This window comes from Streptomyces sp. NPDC007095 (assembly GCF_040634475.1).
Lineage (GTDB): Bacteria > Actinomycetota > Actinomycetes > Streptomycetales > Streptomycetaceae > Streptomyces.
Genome location: NZ_JBEYFS010000040.1, coordinates 1 through 20,448 on the forward strand (window position 1 = coordinate 1; position 20,448 = coordinate 20,448).

Annotated in this window: 18 protein-coding genes, 1 tRNA gene and 5 pseudogenes; 10 read left to right on the top strand and 14 right to left on the bottom strand. The window is 70.0% G+C overall.

Going from position 1 to position 20,448, the window contains the following annotated elements; translation table 11 throughout:
* The 3 genes from ABZ656_RS16015 to ABZ656_RS16025 all read right to left on the bottom strand — a co-directional run.
* The coding region (locus ABZ656_RS16015) for a GPP34 family phosphoprotein (RefSeq protein ID WP_360268406.1) at nucleotides 1-253 on the bottom strand (253 nt) is incomplete at its 3' end.
* A 114-nt stretch (nucleotides 254-367) separates the two neighbouring features.
* On the bottom strand, nucleotides 368-1,027 hold the full coding sequence (locus tag ABZ656_RS16020) for a response regulator transcription factor (protein WP_360268409.1): 660 nt from the start codon (nucleotides 1,025-1,027) through the stop codon (nucleotides 368-370).
* Nucleotides 1,024-2,193, bottom strand: a complete 1,170-nt coding sequence (locus ABZ656_RS16025) for a sensor histidine kinase (RefSeq protein ID WP_180362242.1) — start codon at nucleotides 2,191-2,193, stop codon at nucleotides 1,024-1,026. The genes ABZ656_RS16020 and ABZ656_RS16025 overlap by 4 nt, the downstream gene beginning before the upstream one ends.
* Before the next feature lie 124 nt (nucleotides 2,194-2,317).
* Here ABZ656_RS16025 and ABZ656_RS16030 point away from each other — a divergent pair.
* Nucleotides 2,318-2,593, top strand: a pseudogene (locus ABZ656_RS16030) (transposase); the annotation flags it as partial.
* 143 nt (nucleotides 2,594-2,736) lie between these two features.
* Nucleotides 2,737-3,064: pseudogene (locus ABZ656_RS16035) on the top strand (hypothetical protein); the annotation flags it as partial.
* 108 nt (nucleotides 3,065-3,172) lie between these two features.
* Here ABZ656_RS16035 and ABZ656_RS16040 read toward each other — a convergent pair.
* Nucleotides 3,173-4,225 (bottom strand): Lrp/AsnC family transcriptional regulator, encoded by a 1,053-nt coding sequence (locus ABZ656_RS16040; RefSeq protein ID WP_360268413.1) that lies wholly within the window; start codon nucleotides 4,223-4,225, stop codon nucleotides 3,173-3,175.
* Between the two features lie 303 nt (nucleotides 4,226-4,528).
* On the opposite strand from ABZ656_RS16040, the gene ABZ656_RS16045 reads away from it, so the two are divergent.
* Nucleotides 4,529-5,443 (top strand): alpha/beta fold hydrolase, encoded by a 915-nt coding sequence (locus ABZ656_RS16045; RefSeq protein WP_360268416.1) that lies wholly within the window; start codon nucleotides 4,529-4,531, stop codon nucleotides 5,441-5,443.
* A 98-nt stretch (nucleotides 5,444-5,541) separates the two neighbouring features.
* On the opposite strand, the gene ABZ656_RS16050 is transcribed toward ABZ656_RS16045, so the two are convergent.
* Nucleotides 5,542-5,850 carry a hypothetical protein gene (locus ABZ656_RS16050; RefSeq protein WP_360268419.1) on the bottom strand — a complete coding sequence of 103 codons (309 nt, stop codon included), beginning with the start codon at nucleotides 5,848-5,850 and terminating at the stop codon, nucleotides 5,542-5,544.
* Between the two features lie 673 nt (nucleotides 5,851-6,523).
* Nucleotides 6,524-6,597 (bottom strand) — tRNA-Met (locus ABZ656_RS16055).
* A 466-nt stretch (nucleotides 6,598-7,063) separates the two neighbouring features.
* On the opposite strand from ABZ656_RS16055, the gene ABZ656_RS16060 reads away from it, so the two are divergent.
* The 3 genes from ABZ656_RS16060 to ABZ656_RS16070 all read left to right on the top strand — a co-directional run bounded on the left by ABZ656_RS16060 (nucleotide 7,064) and on the right by ABZ656_RS16070 (nucleotide 11,525).
* Complete coding sequence (locus ABZ656_RS16060; protein ID WP_101404011.1) at nucleotides 7,064-9,898, top strand: DEAD/DEAH box helicase; 2,835 nt, start codon at nucleotides 7,064-7,066, stop codon at nucleotides 9,896-9,898.
* Nucleotides 9,895-11,133 (top strand): SWIM zinc finger family protein, encoded by a 1,239-nt coding sequence (locus tag ABZ656_RS16065; protein ID WP_101402760.1) that lies wholly within the window; start codon nucleotides 9,895-9,897, stop codon nucleotides 11,131-11,133. The genes ABZ656_RS16060 and ABZ656_RS16065 overlap by 4 nt, the downstream gene beginning before the upstream one ends.
* A gap of 263 nt (nucleotides 11,134-11,396) precedes the next feature.
* Entirely contained in the window at nucleotides 11,397-11,525 is a 129-nt protein-coding gene (locus ABZ656_RS16070) for a hypothetical protein (protein WP_360268422.1), read from the top strand.
* A gap of 351 nt (nucleotides 11,526-11,876) precedes the next feature.
* Here ABZ656_RS16070 and ABZ656_RS16075 read toward each other — a convergent pair whose 3' ends face one another.
* Both ABZ656_RS16075 and ABZ656_RS16080 read right to left on the bottom strand, forming a co-directional pair.
* Nucleotides 11,877-12,419: a transposase gene (locus ABZ656_RS16075; protein ID WP_360268542.1), complete on the bottom strand. Its 543-nt coding sequence runs from the start codon at nucleotides 12,417-12,419 to the stop codon at nucleotides 11,877-11,879.
* Between the two features lie 36 nt (nucleotides 12,420-12,455).
* Nucleotides 12,456-12,956, bottom strand: a complete 501-nt coding sequence (locus tag ABZ656_RS16080) for a hypothetical protein (protein WP_360268425.1) — start codon at nucleotides 12,954-12,956, stop codon at nucleotides 12,456-12,458.
* 658 nt (nucleotides 12,957-13,614) lie between these two features.
* Between ABZ656_RS16080 and ABZ656_RS16085 the strand changes: the two genes are divergently transcribed.
* The 3 genes and pseudogenes from ABZ656_RS16085 (at nucleotide 13,615) to ABZ656_RS16095 (ending at nucleotide 15,271) form a co-directional block, all read left to right on the top strand.
* Nucleotides 13,615-14,049: a hypothetical protein gene (locus ABZ656_RS16085; RefSeq protein WP_101402757.1), complete on the top strand. Its 435-nt coding sequence runs from the start codon at nucleotides 13,615-13,617 to the stop codon at nucleotides 14,047-14,049.
* A gap of 115 nt (nucleotides 14,050-14,164) precedes the next feature.
* Nucleotides 14,165-14,299 (top strand): annotated as a pseudogene (locus ABZ656_RS16090) (dihydrofolate reductase); the annotation flags it as partial.
* Nucleotides 14,300-14,956: 657 nt separating this feature from the next.
* Nucleotides 14,957-15,271: a hypothetical protein gene (locus tag ABZ656_RS16095; RefSeq protein WP_360268428.1), complete on the top strand. Its 315-nt coding sequence runs from the start codon at nucleotides 14,957-14,959 to the stop codon at nucleotides 15,269-15,271.
* Nucleotides 15,272-16,412: 1,141 nt separating this feature from the next.
* On the opposite strand, the gene ABZ656_RS16100 is transcribed toward ABZ656_RS16095, so the two are convergent.
* A complete protein-coding gene (locus ABZ656_RS16100; RefSeq protein WP_360268431.1) occupies nucleotides 16,413-17,351 on the bottom strand; it encodes an alpha/beta hydrolase in 939 nt (312 codons plus the stop codon).
* Nucleotides 17,352-17,435: 84 nt separating this feature from the next.
* On the opposite strand from ABZ656_RS16100, the gene ABZ656_RS16105 reads away from it, so the two are divergent.
* Nucleotides 17,436-18,023, top strand: a complete 588-nt coding sequence (locus ABZ656_RS16105) for a TetR/AcrR family transcriptional regulator (RefSeq protein ID WP_360268434.1) — start codon at nucleotides 17,436-17,438, stop codon at nucleotides 18,021-18,023.
* 36 nt (nucleotides 18,024-18,059) lie between these two features.
* Here ABZ656_RS16105 and ABZ656_RS16110 read toward each other — a convergent pair whose 3' ends face one another.
* The 5 genes and pseudogenes from ABZ656_RS16110 to ABZ656_RS16130 form a co-directional block, all read right to left on the bottom strand.
* Entirely contained in the window at nucleotides 18,060-18,185 is a 126-nt protein-coding gene (locus ABZ656_RS16110) for a hypothetical protein (RefSeq protein WP_360268437.1), read from the bottom strand.
* A pseudogene (locus tag ABZ656_RS16115) lies at nucleotides 18,180-18,302 on the bottom strand (ISAs1 family transposase); the annotation flags it as partial. The gene ABZ656_RS16110 and the pseudogene ABZ656_RS16115, both read right to left, overlap by 6 nt.
* Before the next feature lie 353 nt (nucleotides 18,303-18,655).
* Nucleotides 18,656-19,414, bottom strand: a pseudogene (gene istB / locus ABZ656_RS16120) (IS21-like element helper ATPase IstB); the annotation flags it as partial.
* Nucleotides 19,411-19,728: a hypothetical protein gene (locus ABZ656_RS16125; protein WP_360268440.1), complete on the bottom strand. Its 318-nt coding sequence runs from the start codon at nucleotides 19,726-19,728 to the stop codon at nucleotides 19,411-19,413. The gene ABZ656_RS16125 and the pseudogene istB, both read right to left, overlap by 4 nt.
* Before the next feature lie 256 nt (nucleotides 19,729-19,984).
* Nucleotides 19,985-20,368, bottom strand: a complete 384-nt coding sequence (locus ABZ656_RS16130) for a helix-turn-helix domain-containing protein (protein ID WP_360268443.1) — start codon at nucleotides 20,366-20,368, stop codon at nucleotides 19,985-19,987.
* Nucleotides 20,369-20,448 lie beyond the last annotated feature (80 nt).

Consider the following 20,448-nt stretch of genomic DNA (forward strand, 5'->3'; position numbering starts at 1 on the left):
GAGCAGGACGGCGAGGGGGATCAGGGCGACGGAGGGGATCGGGCGCAGGAACTCGATCGTCGAGGCGGTGGCCTCGCGCGGACACGGCACGACCGGTGAGAGTGCCCCCGTCCTCCCTCAGCCGGCCGCGCAACGCGAGGTCGGCGAGGGCGGCGGCACGGACCAGCAGCTCCGTCCGGGAACGGTCGTAGGGGCCTTCGGCCGCGTCGTCGTGGGCCAGCAGATACATGAGGCAGGCCAGGTCGTGGTTCACGCCTCGACGTTATGGCCGGGTACCCCGGCCGCGGATCGGCCACGGGAACGGCCTGGCGCTGGGAACGCAGGAGGACCGCGGCCCGGTCTCCTCCCTGAGGAGGAGGCGGTGCCGTCAGGGGCGGCGCGGCCGCACGAGACCGTGGTCGTAGGCGGCGACGACGGCCTGGACGCGGTCACGCAGGCCCAGTTTCCTCAGCACCGCGGTGACATGGTTCTTGACGGTGGCCTCCGACAGCCGCAGCCGCCCAGCGATCTCCGCGTTCGACAGGGCTTGCCCGATCAGGGTGAGCACCTCCCGCTCGCGGCCGGAGAGGTCCTGCAGGGAGGGCGGCGGCGCCGGGTCGGACGTGGTGCGCAGGAACCGGTCGAGGACGCGGCTGAGCACGGTCGGCGCCAGCAGCGCGTCGCCGCGCGCTGTGAGACGGATCGCGTCGACGAGTTCGGCGGGGCGCATGTCCTTCAGCAGGAAACCGCTCGCCCCGGCCCGCAGGGCAGCCACCACGTGCGCGTCCGCGTCCCAGGTGGTCAGCACGAGCACCCGGGTCCGACTACCCGACTCCGCGATCTGCCGGGTCGCCTCGATGCCGTCCACTACGGGCATGCGTACGTCCATCAGCACCACGTCGGGCGCCAGTTCCCGCGTCAGCCGCACCGCCTCCCGGCCGTCGGACGCCTCACCGACCACCTCGAGGTCGTCCCGGGCATCGATGATCATGCGGAATCCGGTACGGACCAGGACCTGGTCGTCGGCCACCACCACACGCAGCGTCACGGCGCGCCCTCCACCGGCAGCTGCGCCGCCACCTCGAACCCGCCTTGGGGCAGCGGACCGGCGCGCAGGCTGCCGCCCACGAGCCGTGCGCGCTCCTTCATCCCCACCAGACCGCGTCCCTCTCCCGCCGCTGCCGAACCGCCCTGCGGCGCACGCCCGTTGTCGACCACCGTGACCTTCACGCACTCCCCTTCGGCCGTCACGCGCACGCTCACCTTGTCGGCGCCGGCCGCGTGGCGCAGCGTGTTGGTGAGGGCCTCCTGAACGATCCGATACGCCGCCAGGTCCACCGCGGCCGGCAGCCCGTCCGCGGCGCCCTCGCGCTGCACATGCACGGTCATCCCGGTTGCGCGCACCGTGTCGGCCAGCTCGTCCAGACGCGCGAGCGAGGGCCCCGGCTCCCGCTGCTCCCCGGCCCCGTCGTGCCCCACGTCCGGCCGGAACGCACGCAGCAGCAGGCGCAGTTCGCCGAGCGCCGAGCGGGCTCCCGTCTCGATGGCCCGCAGCGCCTGACGGGCCTGCTCGGGCCGTTCGATGAACACGTCGTCGGCGGCGCCCGCCTGAATGACCATCACCGACAGGGTGTGCGCCACGACGTCGTGCACCTCGCGCGCGATCCGCGCACGCTCCTCCACCACAGCCCGGCGCAGCTCCGCCCTCATCCGTGCCTGCTGCGCCCTGCGCCACTGCCCCACGGTCCACGCCAGGACCACCGCCAGCACATAGACCATCAGACCCGCGCCGCCGCCCGACCCGAACGCCAGCGGGGCGGGCAAGCACATCGCCGCGAGCGCCCGCACCGACACCCGCCGCTGCCTGGTGGCCGACAGCACGCACAACGCGACCTGCGCCGCGAGCAGCGCCCCCGTCAAGGTCACCGCGGGCAGCAGCGCCCACACCGTGAGCCCCGTCGCCGCGTTCGCGGCCAGTACGGCGACCGGGGCGCGCGCCTGCCACCTCAGGACGCAGGCCTGCGCGAGGACCAGAGCCACGGCCACGGGCAGTCGTCGGCCGTGCTCCACGCCGGCGACGAGCACCGAGGTACCCAGGACGGTGAGCACCAGACCGGCCGACCCCCACCACAGCGCCCGGGTCGCCCGGAGCGACAGCTCGCCCTGCGCTTCCCCGGCGAACGCGTCGTCGGGCTCTCTACTGCTGCGGTCCACACCCCGAGCCTATCGGCGTGGGACGGGGGCGTTCAGGAGACCAGCGTCTGCACGATGGCCGTCGAGACCGACGGACGGCGACTACTGGACCTGGTCCGACTGTGGAACGCTGGAGGCAGGGGTCCTCCAAAGAGTCGACCTGGGACACATATTCAGGCTCGCACAGCAGACGCTCGGCTGGACCACCCCGAAGCTCCGTACCCCCGAGGCGACGGGACCGGCGGATCTGGCTCCTGGTCGTCGCGCACACCCAGCTCAGGCTCGCCCGGCCCTTGGCCGCCGACCTCCGGCGGCCCTGGGAGAAACCGGCCGAACCTGCACGGCTCACCCCGGCCCGGCTCCGCCGAGGGTTCAGAACATCCGCGCTCACCTGCCCAGCCCGTCCCGTGTTCCCCAACCCCACTGCGCCGGTCCATCACGCGCGTCACACACCCCCGGCTGCGGCAGCCCTGACGATCAGCTCCCATGTGCGGGTGACATCAATTCTCATCGATATTGATCACGGAAACGCGCCCCAAGTGACTCCCGGCGCAGCGCGGACACGGCAGGCCCCTGCCCTGGGCCGAGCCCTACCCGCAGGAGATGATCACGCGGATCACCGACGTGACCCACACCGTGACCACGTACCGCACCCCCCGCGGGTCCGCACCACGACCTCAGCGCGGCCCGACAGGCAGTCGCGACCGGTCTCGACGTCGACGACGCGGCAGAGCTGCTCTACCGGGACTGGATGAGAATCGAGGCCGCCGCCGGGAACCGACAGGGCCTGCACACCGCCATCACCCGCGTCCAGCAGGTCAACCTGGCTTTGGACTTCTCACTGGAGATCGAGACCGAACAGCTCATCAACGACCTGCTCAACGACTCGGGTACGGCAGTGCGCATCCAGGATCCGCAGTTCCGTGAGCAATTCCGCGTGATCATGAGCACCGTGGAGCAAACCCTGGTGATCACGAGCAGCGGTTACGTTCCGCCGTTGTCAGTTGTAGCTCTTCGACGCGGCGTTCACCCGGCCCTGGCCCACTGGTACCGGCTGGACTGGCGCGGGAGTGCGTTTGGCGGCGCGGCTGACGATGGCCGTCTCGACGTGGGTGATGCCCAGGCCGACCAGGTCGCGGGAGAGGAAGCCGTAGAGGGCTGTCAGGTCCGGGAAGTACGCGGCCGCGTGCAGGTTCGAGGGTCCCGACGTCGCGAACGCGCCGTGCACCGAGGGGTGGTCAGCCAGCGCCTGCCCGGCGGCGGCCAGATGGTCGGGGGCCACCTGCAGCAGGAGCTTGGCCTCGATGGGCAGCCCGAGGCGGCGCGGATCGACCAGGACCTGGGTGATCAGGCGGCCCTGGGCGGCCAGTTGGGCGAGGCGGCGGCGCACCGTGCTCTCTGGGTGGCCGGTGCGGGCGGCCAGGGCCGCCGCGGTCAGGCGCGCGTCGGGGGTGAGGGCGTCGATGAGGGACTGTTCCAGGGCATCGGTGTCGACGCCGTACGGGCCCGGAGAACCGGAAGCGGTCGCCCCGGGGACCGGCTCGGCCGGGCTCAGCGCCGCGCGTTCGGCCGCGGTCAGCAGTTGGTGACGCCACTCGGAGGTGAGTCGGAAGACGTGCAGGATCGTGGCGCTCTCCAGGGACGTCACCGCCTGGGTGGAAGGCAGTTGACGGAAGACCAGCGGGTCGCGTGAACCCGGCTCGGTGCGGGCGACCGCGAAGATCTCGTCACCTGAGGTGGTGACGTCGATGAACGGGATGTCCTCGCGTGCCGCGAGCGCGGCCACGATCGTGTCGAGCTTTCCCCGCAGGACCCGGATGCGCAGGAACAGGGCCCCGGCCGAGCCACCGTTGCGCGGTCGCGCGACCGATGAGATCACCACGCGCACGGTGCCGTCGGCGCCGAGCGCGTGCAGGCGGCGGCGCACGGTGGTGGGGCTGAGTCCCAGCACGTGGGCCGCCCGCTCCGCGGTGAGGCGGCCGTTCCACTGCAGCGCGGCCACCAGCCGCTGATCCGTGAGGCTCAGTACGGAATCCGCCGATGCGCGCGCCATGAAGGCAAGTTTCGCTCATTCCGTCGCCGTGCGGAGCTCATCTCGGGGACAGCGCCCCAAGCATGGATCGCATCCACTCCGCCCCGTCCCTGACGCGCGTCAGCGTCGGCGGGCCCGCGCCACGGAAGGAGCACCCGATGATCCTCGACCCGCGCATCTGGTTCCCCGGCCTGATCGGCTGACCGTCGGCACCTCCAGGGCCGCCACCGGCGGCCCGGCGAAGAGAGCCTGCGGCGCGACGACGCCGCAGGCCCGCGGTTTTCAGAGAACCCCGTAAAACGACGATTCACCACGGAGGTCCGTGTGCCCGCGTTCAAGCAACGGGAGAAAGTACGCTTCGCCAGCGGTGACACCTCGTGTGCCGCCTGGCACTATCCGGGGTCCAACGGCGGCTGCGTGATCATGGCCGGCGGAACCTCGGTGACGAAGGAGCCAGCCTCGGACCTGTTCGCCGCGCGGTTCAACGACGCCGGTTTCGCGGTCCTGGCCTTCGACCACCGACGGTTCGGGGAGAGCGGGGGCGCACCGCGCCAGATCGTCAGCTTCGACGAGCAGGTCGCCGACTGGCACGCCGCGATCGAGTGCGCAACCGGTCTGCCGGACGTTGACCCGGACAGGATCTCGGTCTGGGGCTTCTCGCTCGCGGGCGGCCACGTCTTCCATGTCGCGGCCGACCACCCGCGGCTGGCCTGCGCGATCGCGCAGACCCCGATGGTCGACGGCCGCGCGCTCGCTCCCCACGCGCTGCGCTCCATGACGCCCCTTTCGGTGCTACGTCTGTTCGGCCGGGGCGTCGTGGACGCGCTCGGGGGCCTCGTCGGGCGTCCGCCACTGCTGGTCCCGACCGCAGGACCGCGCGGCGCGGTCGCCTCGCTCACCACGCCCGACGCCATGGACGGCGACCGGGCCCTCGATCCCGAGCGTCGCCACGCGAACTGGGAGCAGACGGTCGCCGCACGGATCGCCCTGCGGATCGGCGGGTACCGGCCCGGCCGCCATGCTTCCCGGATCCGGTGCCCCCTGCTGGTCGTCGTCTGCGACCAGGACCAGAGCGCGCTCCCCGGCCCCGCCGTCCGGGCCGCCCGGAACGCGCCTCGGTCCGAAGTGGTTCACCTGACGGGCCGTCACTACGCCCCATTCCTCGAGTCGCACGAACAGGCCGTCGCGGCGGAGATCTCCTTCCTGGAGAAGCATCTGGATTCCCGCGATCCCAGGTGAGGCAGAATCACCCGCTCGATCGACCTGACCAACGGCTGGAACGACAACCGCTGCCGGGACGGCAGCCGGTACTCGGAGTGACCACCGAGGCCATGCTGCTACGCCCCGTTCGGGAGTCGGCCTCGCGCTCCGCCCAGCAGGACCCTGTACGAGCAGGCCCGCTTCCCCAACCTGGCGGGCACCGCAATCGCCCCGGTCAGCCCTCCTGGGCGGGTGAAACCCGCCCGTGCATCCTGAACGAGCGCTACCGCTTTGAGGAATTCCGGGTCTGCCTCGGTCATGTGCCCGGGCAGTGCGCCCACGGTCCCCGGCAGCTCCGCCTCCGTGTCCCCGGCCGGCCGCAGCAGCGGGAGCAGTTCGTGGCGTACCGCCTGGCCGAAGGGGAGGCTCACTCCCACCGCCCGCATCTGGCCTCCGCGGTGCGGCAGGCCGAGGATGAGGCAGCGGGACCACGGCCACTCACCCCGAGGACCGCGGCCACGCTGGTGTGTATCTGCCGCCAGTTCCCCGTTCCGCTTCGCCCCCAATCCGTTCCGGATTCGTCTCCGCGAAGCGTCGCCAGTGCCCGTAGTCGTCCAGGCCGCGGCTCCACTGTGGAAACGCGGAAGACGTTTGACTGTCCGTAACAACTCAGGAGCGGATCCACCCGGGAGTCCGGCGACAGGAAGATGGGGTCGCAAGCTCGCACCCCTACCGCTTGCTTCCGAGCCGGCAGGTCCTCCCACTGCCCAGGCAGCGACCTCCGTACTCCAGCCCGCACCGCGTCACGCGGCACCCAGAAAATCCGCCAACTCATCGCGCCGGCACCTCTCTTGAACGGCTTCAACACGCCGATTCAACAAAGAAGTAAGCAGTTCCGCGTGATCAGGAGCACTGTCCGAGCAAATCCGGGTAACCATGAGCACTGGCTCAGCGACCGCCCTGGCTCCCGGGGCCAGATCACCGAGGTGTCAGAACGTACGGGTTCGTGCCCAGGATGTCGACGTCTTCTTCGTCCCGGAGCCCTGTCGCCTGAGGGCCAGGTTCGAGCGGGACCAGACACAGTGAAGGCCCGGTATCCACCGGGCCTTCACGTTTGAGTAGCGGGGACAGGATTTGAACCTGCGACCTCTGGGTTATGAGCCCAGCGAGCTACCGAGCTGCTCCACCCCGCGTCGGTAGGGTGAACTGTACGGTACCGACCCGGCTCGGCCGAATCGTCTTTCGCCTGCCAGCAGGGCCAGGGCGTGAAGCCGCCCTCTCCGAGCAACACGGTGACGCCCCCTTCACGCAGGACGTCGACGTGCCCGGCGACGGCCGTATGCGGCCCGGGCCTCGTTGAAGCGGGGAAGGACAACGATCGGCAGGCCCGTACCGATGCCCTCGTTGACCAGGCCGAGCGCCAGGGTGTCGGAGACGCCGACGGCCCACTTGGCGAGCGTGTCCCCATCCGCCCGACCTCCACGAGCCCGCGGCCGGTGAACCCTCCTCCCCACCCGTGACGGTATGGCCCGAACTTGCCGATGGGTGACGGTGCATGGTGAAGTCCGGTGGTGGGCGTGTGCGGGAGGACCGCCCCTGATGGCGATGGAGCGGAAGAGCGTGGCACGGATCGTCGTACGAGAACCGGGCACGGGCACGATGAGCGCACCGCCGCTGGCCGCCCCCGAGGCTGCCACTTGGGCACGGGGGCTGCTCGACGGGGGCTGGGCGGCGGTGTTCCTGCCCGGAGAGCCGGCCCGTCTCGGGCGTGTGCTGCTCTGGCAGCCTGCCGGGGCGGTTGCCGAGGACAACGGCATGCGTCCGAGTGTGGAGACCGACTCGGTGGAACTGGTGCTGCCGCACGGCCGCTCGGTCAGACGGCGCAGGGTGGAGGGCTACGCGCTGCCCGTCGCTGTCGCCGTGTCTGCCCTGGAAGGGGCGCGGCCATCGCATCCGTCCGCCACCGCCTGGCAGGCCGCAGCCCGGTTCGCGCTGCGGCTGCTGGCCGACGGCCGCCTCCACCCGGCCCTCACCCCCGCCGGTTACGACACCTGGCAGGCGGGCCCCTTCACCGCCGCCCAGCGGCAGACGCTGGACTCCCTGGCCGCCGCGTTCCCGCCGCACGCCCACTGCCTGCCGGAACCGGGACCGCCACCGCTGCGGATCGCCGAACCGGCGGCCCTGGTACGCCAGTTCTGCGACGCGGTCGCCGACGACCTGGTCCGTACCCCGGCCGCGCCACTCGCCATGGGAGCACTGCCGTACGCCTGGGGTGAGGTGCGTGCCGTGCCCGCCCTGCGCGAGTGGTCCGAAGAGACCACCGCTGCGCTCACCGCCGAGGTCGGTGTCTCGCTGCGCGTCGACCTGCCCGAGGGGCGGCGCCGGCAGTTCAGGGCCGTCCTGCAGTTGCACACCGCGGCGGATCCGGCGCTCCTCGTCCAGGCGGCACGGCTGTGGAGCGAGCCGGCCGAGGTCGAGCGGCTGCTCGGTCCGCGTGCCGAGACCGAGACGCTGCTCGCGCTGCGTCGCGGTGCCCGTGTCTGGCCCCCGCTGCAGCGGCTGCTGAAAGACGCCGCCCCCGACGAACTCCGGCTGACCGACGACGAAGCCTTCGACCTGCTGGGCGACGCTACCGACACGCTGCGCGCGACCGGTATCGACGTGCACTGGCCGCGCGAGCTGGTCAAGGCACTCACCGCGACCGGGGAGATCGGGCAGCGCACCGCCCCCGGCTCCAGCGCCGGCGGTCTCCTCGACGCCGACGCCCTCCTCGACTTCCGTTGGCAGATCTCGCTCGGCGGCGAACCGCTCGCCGACGCCGAGATGGACGCCCTCGCCGAGGCCCGCCGCCCCCTCGTCCGGCTGCGTGACCAGTGGGTGGTCGCCGACCCGAAGCTGGTGGCCCGCGCCAGGCGCCGCCGGATGCAACCGCTCACCCCCATGGAGGCGCTGAGCGCCGCGCTGACCGGGGAGGTGGAAAGGGAGGGGGAGCCGATCCCCTGCGCGGCGGTCGGCCAGTTCGGCGACCTCGTCGCTCGTATCCGCGATCCCGAATCCCGTACCCCCGCCGAGCAGCCGGCCGCGCTCAAGGCCACGTTGCGCGACTACCAGAAGCGGGGCCTTGCCTGGCTGGCCGAGATGTGCGAGCTCGGCCTCGGCGGCTGCCTCGCCGACGACATGGGTCTGGGCAAGACCATCACCCTCCTCGCCCTGCATCTGCACCGCCAGACCGACCCCTCCACCGCGGGCCCCACCCTTGTCGTATGCCCTGCCTCCCTGCTCGGCAACTGGCAGCGCGAGGCGGCCAGGTTCGCGCCGTCCACGCCCGTGCGCCGCTACCACGGCGGCAGCCGCCACCTCGACGACCTGGCCGGCGATGAAATCGTCCTGGTCACCTACGGAGTGCTGCGCCGCGACCGCGAAGCCCTCGCCGAGAGGGCTTGGTCGCTTCTCGCCGCCGACGAGGCCCAGCACGTCAAGAACCCCTACTCCGTCACCGCCCGCGAGCTGCGCGCCCTGCCCGCCCTCGCCCGCGTCGCCCTCACCGGCACCCCGGTGGAGAACAACCTCTCCGAACTGTGGGCGCTGCTCGACTGGACCACCCCCGGACTCCTCGGCCCGCTCTCCACCTTCCGCGACCGGCACGCCCGCCCGGTCGAGACGGGCGAGGACCCCGAGGCCGCCGAGCGCCTGTCCCGTCTCGTCCGTCCCTTCCTGCTGCGCCGCAGGAAGTCCGACCCGGGGATCGCGCCCGAACTGCCGGCCAAGACCGAGACCGACCGCGTCGTGTCGCTGACGGCCGAACAGACCAGCCTGTACGAGGCGGTGGTCCGCGAGACCATGGCGAAGATCGAGGAGTCCGAGGGCATCGCCCGGCGCGGCCTGGTGCTGAAGCTGCTCACCGCTCTGAAGCAGATCTGCAACCACCCGGCCCAGTACCTGCGCCAGTCCACGCCGCTGCGTGGCCGCAGCGGCAAACTGGACCTGCTCGACGAGCTGATCGACACGATCACCGCCGAGGGCGAATCGGTCCTGGTCTTCACCCAGTACACGAAGATGGCGACCCTCCTGGAGAAACACCTCGCCGAACGCGGCATCCCCACCCTCCTCCTGCACGGCGGCACCCCCGTCGCGCAACGCGAGGACATGGTGGACCGCTTCCAGCACGGTGAAGTACCGGTATTCCTGCTGTCACTGAAAGCGGCAGGCACCGGCCTCAACCTCACCCGCGCCACCCACGTCGTGCACTACGACCGCTGGTGGAACCCTGCCGTCGAGGACCAGGCCACCGACCGCGCCTACCGCATCGGCCAGGACAAACCCGTCCAGGTACACAAGCTCGTCGCAGAGGGCACCGTGGAGGACAAGGTGGCCAAGCTGCTGGAATCCAAGCGCGCGCTCGCCGACGCCGTCGTCGGCTCCGGCGAGGCCGCCCTGACCGAACTGTCCGACGCCGACCTCGCCGAACTCGTCGCCCTGGGGAGGCAGTCATGAGCGCCTCGCTGCCCGGCCAGCGGCGTGCGCCCGCCCGCGGCAGGCACGCCTTCGCCGCAACCTGGTGGGGCCAGGCGTGGGTCACCGCCCTGGAGGACTCCACCCTCGACGCCGCGCGTCTGTCCCGCGGACGCACCTACGCCCGCAAGGGCATGGTCGGCCCGACCACCGTCGCCCCCGGTCATGTCAAGGCCTCTGTCCAGGGCAGCCGGCCGCGCCCCTACCGATCCTCGGTCCACCTGCCCGTCCTCACCGACACCCAGTGGGACACACTGCTGGATACCGTCGCGGCCCGTGCCGGGCATCTCGCCGCGCTCCTCGACGGCGAGATGCCCGCCCAACTCGTCGACGACGCCCGCCAGGCAGGCGTCCCCCTGCTGCCGCAGCCCACCGAACTCGACCCGGACTGCTCCTGCCCCGACTGGGGACACCCCTGCAAGCACGCCGCCGCGCTCTGCTACGCCATCGCCGCCACCATCGACACCGACCCGTTCGTGCTCTTCGCGCTGCGCGGTCGCAGCCGAGAGGAGGTCCTCGCCCAACTGCGCGCCCGCCGCACCGCGGGCCAGGCGACGGACACCCTGCCGGCTCCGGCCGGGATCCCCGCCGCCGGCGCCTACGCCGCCTGGGCCGAACACACCCCCGGGCTGCCCGACCTCCCCGCACCATCCCCCCACGCCGTCGCACTGCCCGTCCCCCCACCGTCCGACAGCGGCCTGTCCCTCACGGACCTGGAACGGCTCATGGCCGACGCAGCGGCACGCGCAGCGCAGCTGTTGTCCGGCGACACCACTTGCCTGCACCTGACCCAGCACCAGGACGCCGTACGGATCGCCGCGAGCAGCCCCGGACCCGAGTGGTTCCATAACCTGATCCAGAACACCGGCACCGCACCGACCGCGTTCGCCCGCCTCGTGCGCGCCTGGCGCCACGGCGGTCCCACCGGTCTCACCGTCGCCGAACAGCCCCATACTCCCGACCCAGCGGTGATGGCAGCCGCCCGCACCGCCCTGACCATGACCCTCGCCGAGATGGTCACCGCCCCTGTCCCTCTCAGGGCCTGGCGCAACCGCCTCACCCTCCCCGGCCAGGGCATCCAGCTGCGTCTGGGCCCCGACATCCGCTGGTACCCCTACCTCCAGGACGACGACCGCGAATGGTGGCCCGCGGCACCAGCCGACACCGACCCCGTCGCAGCGCTCACCTCCGTCTGGCAACAGCGGTCACCGACCTGAACAACACCTGGCCAACGCCGCGGATCCCCAGGCGAAGCATCCGGACCAGGAAGCCGGGAGGCACAAGGTCACGGCAGTCAAGCCTTGTCGGGTCTTCGAGCTTGAGCGGGGTCTGGCGCCGATCGGCCTACCCTGCCGTCACTGGTGGTGAGTATGGGGCGAATTGGGCCCTGGATGCAGGAAGCCCGTGATCGCGGGTGATCACGGCTCTTCTCCACGCAGCTTGATCACTTGGACGCACGGGCTTGGATCACAATACGACGTTGCTGCTCGACCTGGACGGCCCGGCCGTCACGAAGGTCGAGCTGCTCGCGAACGGCACCCGGCGGGCGCACCTGATGACCACGGACGTGACCGCGCGGACCTCCCCCGACTGCGGGGTATTCGCCTGACTCACCAAGGGATTTGTGCACACCCGTCCGCATGATCTGCCCTACGGCGAACGGCGGCTGAAGCTCGTGTGGCGCAAGCGTCGCTGGTACTGCACCGAACGGGCTTGTCCGCGCGATTCGTTCACCGAGCAGGTGGGCCAGGTCCCGGCTGGAGCCCGGATCGCCACCCGGTTACAGAAGGCGGCCGGCCGACGGGTCTGCGACGCAGGATCCACGGTCGTCCGACGCCCCGGGACCTGGGCCTGGGCCTGTCCGAGCACGGCTTCGCCCACGTCACCCCCCGGGAATGGATTCCCGGGCTTGCAGCTCGTGACCACCACTGGCGGTGATGGGTCCGGACGCGTCCATAACTCACGCGATGAGCGTGAGTTCAGGGGCCGCTGACCGGGCCCCGCAGACCCACGCCGTCCACCCGCGGTGGGCGATGTTGTGGGAGGAGTTGCGGTCCGCGTGATCAACGAATCCGCAGGACCGCCAGGCGAACCGAGCCTGTGAGGGCCGGTTGCCGCGTTCGATGTGATGACATCGGGAGCATTCCCGGCTGGTGTACGCCGGGTCGACGTACACCACCGGCACCCCGGCCCTCTTCGCCTTGTAGGCGATGAAGACACCCAGTTGCGCGAAGGTCCAGGAGTCGAGCATGGTGCGTTGGGGCTTTCTCAGCCGGGTCCGCGCGCGCATGCCCTTCAGGTCTTCCAGGGCTACTCCGCGACCGGAGTGTTCAGCCTCCGCCACGATCCGTTTCGACATCTTGTGGTTGATGTCCTTGTTACGGCGGGCCTCTTTATCCGCGTGCTTCCTCGCCCGCCGCTTGGCCGACTTGGTCTGCTTCTGCTGCAGCTTGCCTCGCAGCTTGCGGTCGTTCTCCCGCTCCGGTTCACGCCGGTGCCGAATGGGGGTCCGGCCCTGGTGGCCGGACCCCCACTCGTCTCACCGGTTGCCGTTGTAGTACAGGATGTCCCAGTGGGAACCTTCCCTGGCGTAGACGTTGCCTGCCGGGGACTTGTACATCTTCGCGTTGTCACCAACCCTCCGTCCCGCGTAGCGGAAGTTGCCGGTGATGTAGTTGTCCGCGCACTGGTTTGGGCTGATGTCCACCTTGTAGCCGTTCCAGTGGCTGTAGGTGCCCGGCGAGTGCCCCTTCTCGGTACCACCGGTGATGTTCACCGCGCACCTGCTGGCCTTCTTGAACGCGATCACACCCGCGATGGTGGCCTTGTTGATCTGCGTGAAGGAGGTACAGGTGCTCCTGTTCCGGTCGCTGCAGCGACCGGACGAGGACCAGGTGATGCCCGCTTGCCTGAGCTGCTGCGCGGCGGCGTCGTGCGTAGGGTACTTCGCCGGATCAGCGCTGACAGAGGGCACGGCTGCTGCGAGCATCCCAGCAGCCAGCAGGGACGCGCACGCCGTCAGAGTGGCATGGTGCTTCATCAACAGTGCTTCCTTCCGGATTGGGGCTTTGACCCCTGCACCCTGTCCGCGCCCCCTGCCCACTGAACTTCTCACTCAGGGGCGCGATATGGCATCGGGCGCACTGCCCTGCGGCTCGCGCGCCGTAACTCCGCATCAACACTCCGATCATCTGATCGAACCCGCGCGGAACGCTCGGGTGGCAGCGGCTCACTGCTGTGTGATCAAGCGGCACTTCAAGGCGACGGGCAACAGTGTCGGAGTTCCTCGGACCAGTTCCGGAACTGGTCGGCGAAGGTGAGGTTGTCTCCGCGAGCCAGAGCCTGGAGCGGCATGGCGCACACGGTCGCTTCGGCGGCGAGATCAGCCGGACTCTGCCCAGGACCGGGCCGAATGCAGCGGTGCTCCATGCATGCTCACTCTTGGTACCCGACGTTGCCGCTCGTGTCTTCGAAACGTTGGCCGCCGTGCTCGACACCCCGCCCAGCAGCCAGAACCAGTTGTTCGCGCCGCGGCGGAACTGCCGGTGATGGTCGGCCGGAGTGATCGTCCCCATCTTGAAGGCCCGTTGTGTCAGCAGGGCGACCGCTGCTCGCGGCAGGCGACATCGGCTGACGGCTAAGGCATGTCCGGCAGATCTTGCTGGTCAAGTGACCGGGACGCCGTGCATGATGCCGAAGTGGACGACTGGGCGGATTTCTTCAGTGCACCCGATGACGAGTCGGCGGCCGCAGTCAAGGGCTTCAGCCCGCGCAGAGCGTTCAAGATCGTTCCTGTGGGCATCTACGATCCCGCAGACGCCGCAGTTGAGTGGGAGAGCCTTTTCACCGGAGAAAGTCCGCAAGAACTCATGCGGGCCGGTGAGCCGCAGGTGCTGACTCAGATCACGAACGAAGGCTGCTACGTCTTCGTGGTATCGGAGCGGCTCCAAACCCTGCTCGCGACCGAGGGTCCTCGGCGACTTGAAGATGTGGCCCGTAGGTGGTCGCGTCTACGGCGAGCCGATGGCGAGTTCATCGAGGAAGGCGAGGCCGCCAGCCACCTTGCTGAGCTGGCATCTCTGGCCAGCACTGCCGCAGGCCAGGGAGCCCGGCTCTATTGCTCCGTGCGGTAGCGGTCTGGAAGACACCACAGCCTGATCGACGCAAGGGTGAAACAGACGCGGTGATGTGACGCCACGCACCAACGGCCCACCCACGGAGAGTCGTTCTCTAACCCGGCATACGGCCGACGTGCTGGGCCTACACCTCGCGCCCGTCGTGCTCGGTGCCGGGACGCCACTGTTCACCAGCGGCGCGCCGCGCACGCTGGTGCAGCGGAACGTGACCTCGACATCGACTGCGACGCACCTGACCTGCGACGTTCGTCCGCGTGCGCGGCCGCGTTCCACTCGTAGACCAGCCGACTTCACACTCAGGCGCAGCCGCCGGGCGGCCTCGGGTGGTTTGACCTGCTGAGCGAACAACTCCGCCGCCTGCATCCGCGCCGCTTCCCGGCGCCACCGTGCTGTCGGCGTCGGCCCGCCCCCATCCGCATACCTCACACACCACGGACTACCGCCAGCACCACACCCACCCCAGGAAGTTCAGCAAAAATCACCCTGCCGAGCCGAGATCAGTAACGCCACTGCGGAAGCCTGGCCCGCGTCGGGTGGACTTCCCGGGCTGAGGCGTGCGGTTCCCAGGTGAACTTCCGTACGTCGGCGTCGTCGGTGTGGGTGGTTCCCGCAGCTTCCCAGATTGGAACCTGCGGGATGGGCCCCGGACTCCTACCTCGGACACCAGCCGCAAATCCGATCATCCGAGCGTCAGCATAGGTGGTCCGTCCGGGCGGCAAACTACCCCGGACGGCAGAGTCACCGATGGTGCAGGATTGCGATCATGAAGTCACCATGAACCACTCATTACATGATCAGACACGCGATGCGTACGCTCTGCGCCGCCACTCTCGTGGCCGCTCCCCTCGCCCTGACCGCGACGCCTGCACAAGCCCTGACTTCATGTACGGTCAACGGCCGTCCCGTGTCCGGTACGACCATCACTGGTACTGCCGGCGCCGACTACATCAGCTGCGGCGCCCTTGCCGTGGGCGATAGCGTCGACGGCTTGGGCGGGGGCGACTACATCGTCATCAACGGCATCGTTGCCGGCACCGTCGACGGCGGCGCCGGCGGCGACTCCATCATGGCCAACGCCGGTACCACGGCGACCGGCAGGCTCCTCGGCGGCGCCGACGGCGACTTCATCTTCGTCGGCCCGAACGCCGGCACCGTCGACGGCGGACTCGGGTCGGACTTCTGCCGAGTCGCTTCCGGTAACCCCCCCATCAACTGCTGAGCAGCACGCACTCCACCGTCCTCGGCTGGTTCGGCGACGTCTCCCTAGCTGCACGGTCACCGACTCGGCGGTCTCGGTGAACCCGGTGACACGATGCCCGCGCGCGATCGTGCCCCCCAGCCTGAGCGCGTGCTCCTGAAGCAGGGCCTCGGTGCGAGCCCGAGGCAGGACGAGGGAGTACGGGCTTTGGGGTGCGAGCGAGTCGGGGACGAGCATGAGCGATGAGACGGACGGCGTGCTCCGTCTCCGGCTTGAGCCGTGAGGGACCCACTACCGGTCACGCCCACGTCGGCGAAAGGAGCGCCGGCCAGTCACATGACCGGCGGGACAAGCCGCAGAGGACGGTGCAGAGCGAAGCGGTTCTGCTCGGCGGTCAGGCGGGAACGCCGGCCCGGTTCAGGACGGCGGCCATCTCGTCCTCGGGGAGCGCGGGGTTGGCACCCGCGCTGGAGGCCAGTTCAGGGACGTAAAGGACCTCGCGGAGCCGGTGGAGCGGCAGGCGCCGGTCGCCGGCCGCCGCCTGACGTGTCCAGACCGCGGAGTCATGACTGAGCCGTTCGATCAGCGCGTGGCCGCGCGCCCGTCACGGCGGTGATCCTGTCCGCGTGGATCGACGAGGAAGGCACCGTCACCGAACTGCCCGAGACCACCCGGGCCGCCGCCTGGACCGAGGGCTTCCCCGGCGACTGGGACCGGCACGCCCGGCGCGCCGCCCAGTGGATCACCTGCGTGCCCGACCCGAAGGACCCGTTCAACTACACTCGAACGGGAATGGATCAAACCGCGCTTCGACCCGCGCCGCGTGATGAGCATGCCCCTGTCCCTGCGGGCCCAGATGGGGCCGAACCCCAGGATCATCGACGACGCGTCATGGGCCAAGCTCATGGCCGCCGGACTGACCCTGAACGCCGAGGACCTCAAGCCCTACGGCTCCGGCCGGGCCCGCGAAGCCGGCTGGAAGGCAACCTACTACCCCGGTCGAGATGGTCCGCGCGATGGCCGGCGTCCGGCTGTTCGGCGGCTGCCGCGTCGACGAGATCCGCCGCCTCGAACCGCCGTCGATTCTTGGCGCGCGGGAGGAGCCGCAACGTGAATGAGCGGGGGCGCAAGACAGACATGGCGAAACTCCGCCACGAATGTGTCAGCCGTGCGGCACGCCTGCTACCGGTTTGCCACCGAGGAAGTCCTCCAGGATCTCGGTAAACCGCGCCGGCTGCTCCTCGGCCACGTAATGGCCGCAATCGTCGAGGACCACCCCGGTGACATCGTCGGCCGCCAGCCGCATCGTCTCGGCGACCATCGCGCCGCTGTACCGCGCGCCGCCGATGGCGAGCACCGGCAGCGTCAGCCGGGTCTTCTTGCGCTGCTCGTTCTGCGCGATCGTCTCGTCCAGCGCCCGGTAGTACGCGAAGCTCGCCCGCAGCCCGCGAGGATCCGCGACGATCGCATCGACGTAGACGTCGACGGCGTACGCGGGGATCGCGTCCGGGGTGGCTGCCTTCTTGGCGAACTGGTAGCCGAGGAAGAGCCGCTCACGCCCCCGTACCAGCTCCTCGTTGAGGTCGGTGAGCCGGTTGAAGCCGAAGTGCCAGAGCCGTTGGTTGACCGCGGCCGGGCTGAAGACCGAAGGGGTCGGCGTGAGACCGGGGATAATGGCGTCGACGACGGCGAGCCGGCCCACCCGCTCGGGGTGATCGGCAGCGAGGGCGTATCCGGTCCACATGCCGATGTCGTGGCCGACCACGTCGAACCGGTCGTGCCCGAGCGCGGCCATCAGAGCGACCAGATCGGCGGCCAGCGTGCCGGCGTCGTAACCGTCGTCGGGCTTGTCGGAGAGCCCGGCCCCGCGCGAGTCGACGGCGACGACGGTGTGCTCGCGGGCGAGCGCGGGCATCACTTCCCGCCAGGCGTACCAGGTCTGTGGCCACCCGCCGACCAGCAACAGCGGCGGGCCGTCCCCGCCGGTGACCGCGTGCAGCCGCAGCCCGTTCAGCTCCACGAGCCGGCTAGTGAAGACGTCGGTGAACCCGTCGGACAGCCGCAGCGAACTCAAGCTGGTCGTGCCGTCGGCCGTACTCATCTTGGAACGATCAGTGCAACTTGTCATGTCGGCGACCCTACACATCTTGAAACGATCGGTGCAAGATGTGTAGGCTGACGAACCATGGCGGGCCGCAAGCAATTCAACGTGGACGAGGCGCTACGACGCGCGATGCACGTCTTCTGGCGCTGGGGCTATTCGGAGGCCTCGATCGACCGCCTGACCGAGGGCACGGGCCTGGGCCGGAGCTCGCTCTACGGCACCTTCGGCGACAAGAGCACACTCTTCCGGAAAAGCCTCCAACGGTACGCGCAGACCTACCACCCGCTGTACGACCAGGCACTGTCCGGCCCCCACCCGAGCCCGAGCGCCGTTGTGGCCGCCTACCTGCAGGTCACCCTGAACCGCATCGCCGACCCGACGGTCCCGGATGGCTGCCTGCTCACGGTGTCGGCAACGCAGTTCCCGGCCCTCGACGCGGAGAGCCAGGCGATGGTCCGCGCCATGATCGACGGTTTGCGGGCGATGCTGGAGCAGGCGTTGCTGGCCGCGGGGGCCGATGATCAGGAGACGGCAGAGCTGGCGTTGTGCACACTGGCAACGAACAAATCCCTAGCGGTGCTGAGCCGCGCCGGCTTCTCGAGCGACGACCTGGCAACCGTCGCCGCAGCCGCCGCCCGTATCCCCGGGAGACCACATCCTCTACCTTGAGTAGTGCGATGGACACCCAGGGCTCCGGCAAAGTCGTTAGATGATGCCGAGCAGTGCCAGTGGTCGGGGCGCTGTCGCGGCGTGGTGGCGGTTGGCGGCGGCGATGTAGGTGACGCCGGTGATGCGGAGTGCGCCGATGGCGGCGTTGCGCAGAGCAGCCATGACTTCAGGTCCGGTGCCGGTGCGGATCTGGGAGCGGTCTTCGTCGTAGGTGACGTCGCGGACCCAGTGGATCTGGTTCTCGATGTGCCAGTGACGGCGGATCCACGCGGCGAGCTGTGCCGGTCTGGCCTACTGCCACGGCTCGCTCGGTGGCCGCGGCGAGCATGGCGGGCGTGTAGTCAACGATGGTGACAATGGTGCCCGCGGGCCGCGAGGCGGATGGCGTCTCCGCCGTCGCCGCCGGCGAGGTCGAGCATCCGCAGCGATTCGTCACCCAGGTCGTCGAAGTGACGGAGCAGGTTTGCCTCAGCGATCGAGTGGCGCAGTCGGCCCCAGGGGGCGTCCTGCCACTCCTGCCAGGTGGTCATCGCGGTGTTGAACTTCTCAGGAGCTTCAGGCATCTGGCGACGATAGCGGCCTGACGTCCTCAGCCGGCGTTGCCTTGTGCGGCAGACCGGGCCTTGGGTGAGGGCCAGGCGGTAGGAGTCGGTGCCGGTCTGGATCAGGTTGCCACCGAAGGTGAGGCGGTCGACGATGGCCGCGCCCAGCCGGGGATCGGTGAAGGTCTTGGTCCAGCCGCTGAAACTCTCGTTCGAAGCGATGGCGACACTGTTCTTCTCCTCACGCTCCGTCAGAACCTGGAACAGCAGCTCAGCACCCCTGCGATCCAGCTCCATATAGCCCAGCTCATCGATGCACAAAAGATCAACCCGGCCGTAGCGGGCGATGGTCTTGGTCAGCACCTTCTCGTCCGCGGCCTCGACCAGTTCGTTGACGAGTTTGGTCGCGAGCGTGTAGCGGACCCGGTAGCCGGCCATCGCGGCATCGGTGCCCAGTGCGATCAGCAGGTGTGACTTGCCGGTGCCCGAGTCGCCGATCAGGCAGAGCGGCAGGCCCTTCTTGACCCACTCGCAGGTCGCCAGGGTGTGGATGACCGCCGGGTCCACGCTGGGGTTCGCGTCGAAGTCGAAGGCCCGCAGTGATTTCTCGCGGGGGAAGGCGGCGGCCTTGATCCGTCGTTCCGAGCGGCGGCGGGCCCGGTCGTCGCACTCGGCCGTCAGCAGTTCGGCGAGGAAGCCGCGATACGACATCTGGTCACGGGCGGCTGCTTCGGCCAGCTCGGGGAACTGGGCCCGGATGGTGGGCAGCCGCAGCATGCGGCATGCCTGGTCGACGGCGGCGTCGGCGGCCTGTTCGGTCAGTCCGCGGTGGCGTTTGAACGTCGTCAGGGCCTGTCTCCCTCGACGGCGGATCGCTCCGGCCGCCGCCGTGGTCGCAGCAGCTGGTCGTAGGCCGCGACCGACGGCAGCGGCCGGTTGTCGGGCGGCAGGTGGGCCAGCCGCCGTTCGGTCAGGAACGTCGCACTCGCCCGGTCCGGCTCCGGATCTGCCCTAGCGGGCTGGGCTTCGTCGGCCTCGGCGGCTTTGCGGGCCTCCAGCGCAACCGCGTCCGCAGTCAGAGCACCGGCCCGCAGGGCGGCGGCGAGCCCGGTCACCAGGTACTCGTGGTGAAGATGCCGGCCCAGCAGCAGGACCTCGATCAACGCCCGGGTCCCGTCCCGGTCACCGTGGGCCTTGCATGCCGCCGCCCACCACGCGTCATGGACAGGGGTGAACTTGCCTGCGGAGCGGGCCTGTTGCAGGGACTGCCCGCCCGTTTCGGCGACGGCTCGAGATCGGGTCGGGGCGGCCGGACTCCTCGGCCGCGGTGGGCGGGGAGCCGTCGAGGTCGGGCGCGGCGTGCATACGGCACGGGATCCGCTTGCTCGGCGCCTTACTGCCGTCCCTGAACATACGGCCTCAGCAGTCGGCCGCCCCGTCTCCGGAAAGATGGGTCTTCGCCCACTGCGCGAGCTCCATGAGTGCGGGCTCCAGCGCCATGCCTGCGACCGTCAGTCGGTAGGACACCCGCAGTGGCGGTCCCTCATTGACCTCGCGCACGATGAGTTCCGCGGCGGCGAGCTCGGTGAGCCGGTTGGAGAGCATGCGCTCGCCGATCCCGGGGATCGCCCGGCGCAGGTCGGCGAAGTACGCAGGCCCGGCGGTGAGTACGGACACGACCAGTCCGGTCCAGCGCTTTCCGAGCAGTTGGAAGGCGCGTGTAATGCCCTCGCCGGCCTGCACGCCAATCCCCGCGTCGTGGCGGGCCGAACCGTGCGAGGCCGGGTACGTCAGCCGCTTCATACGCCGAGGCCTCGGCGCACGGACGGGTTCTCCGCGCGTGCGGGCGAGGCGAGGCGAAGGGGGATACATCGGCGGTACCC

What these genes read in the sequence shown, in the direction of transcription:
- ABZ656_RS16110 (WP_360268437.1), bottom strand. Translation starts at nt 18,185, where the DNA reads ATGGCTGCTCTGCGCAACGCCGCCATCGGCGCACTCCGCATCACCGGC.
- ABZ656_RS16105 (WP_360268434.1), top strand. Translation starts at nt 17,436, where the DNA reads ATGGCGGGCCGCAAGCAATTCAACGTGGACGAGGCGCTACGACGCGCG.
- ABZ656_RS16100 (WP_360268431.1), bottom strand. Translation starts at nt 17,351, where the DNA reads ATGAGTACGGCCGACGGCACGACCAGCTTGAGTTCGCTGCGGCTGTCC.
- ABZ656_RS16080 (WP_360268425.1), bottom strand. Translation starts at nt 12,956, where the DNA reads ATGAAGCACCATGCCACTCTGACGGCGTGCGCGTCCCTGCTGGCTGCT.
- ABZ656_RS16040 (WP_360268413.1), bottom strand. Translation starts at nt 4,225, where the DNA reads ATGGCGCGCGCATCGGCGGATTCCGTACTGAGCCTCACGGATCAGCGG.
- ABZ656_RS16065 (WP_101402760.1), top strand. Translation starts at nt 9,895, where the DNA reads ATGAGCGCCTCGCTGCCCGGCCAGCGGCGTGCGCCCGCCCGCGGCAGG.
- ABZ656_RS16130 (WP_360268443.1), bottom strand. Translation starts at nt 20,368, where the DNA reads ATGAAGCGGCTGACGTACCCGGCCTCGCACGGTTCGGCCCGCCACGAC.
- ABZ656_RS16060 (WP_101404011.1), top strand. Translation starts at nt 7,064, where the DNA reads ATGAGCGCACCGCCGCTGGCCGCCCCCGAGGCTGCCACTTGGGCACGG.
- ABZ656_RS16050 (WP_360268419.1), bottom strand. Translation starts at nt 5,850, where the DNA reads ATGCGGGCGGTGGGAGTGAGCCTCCCCTTCGGCCAGGCGGTACGCCAC.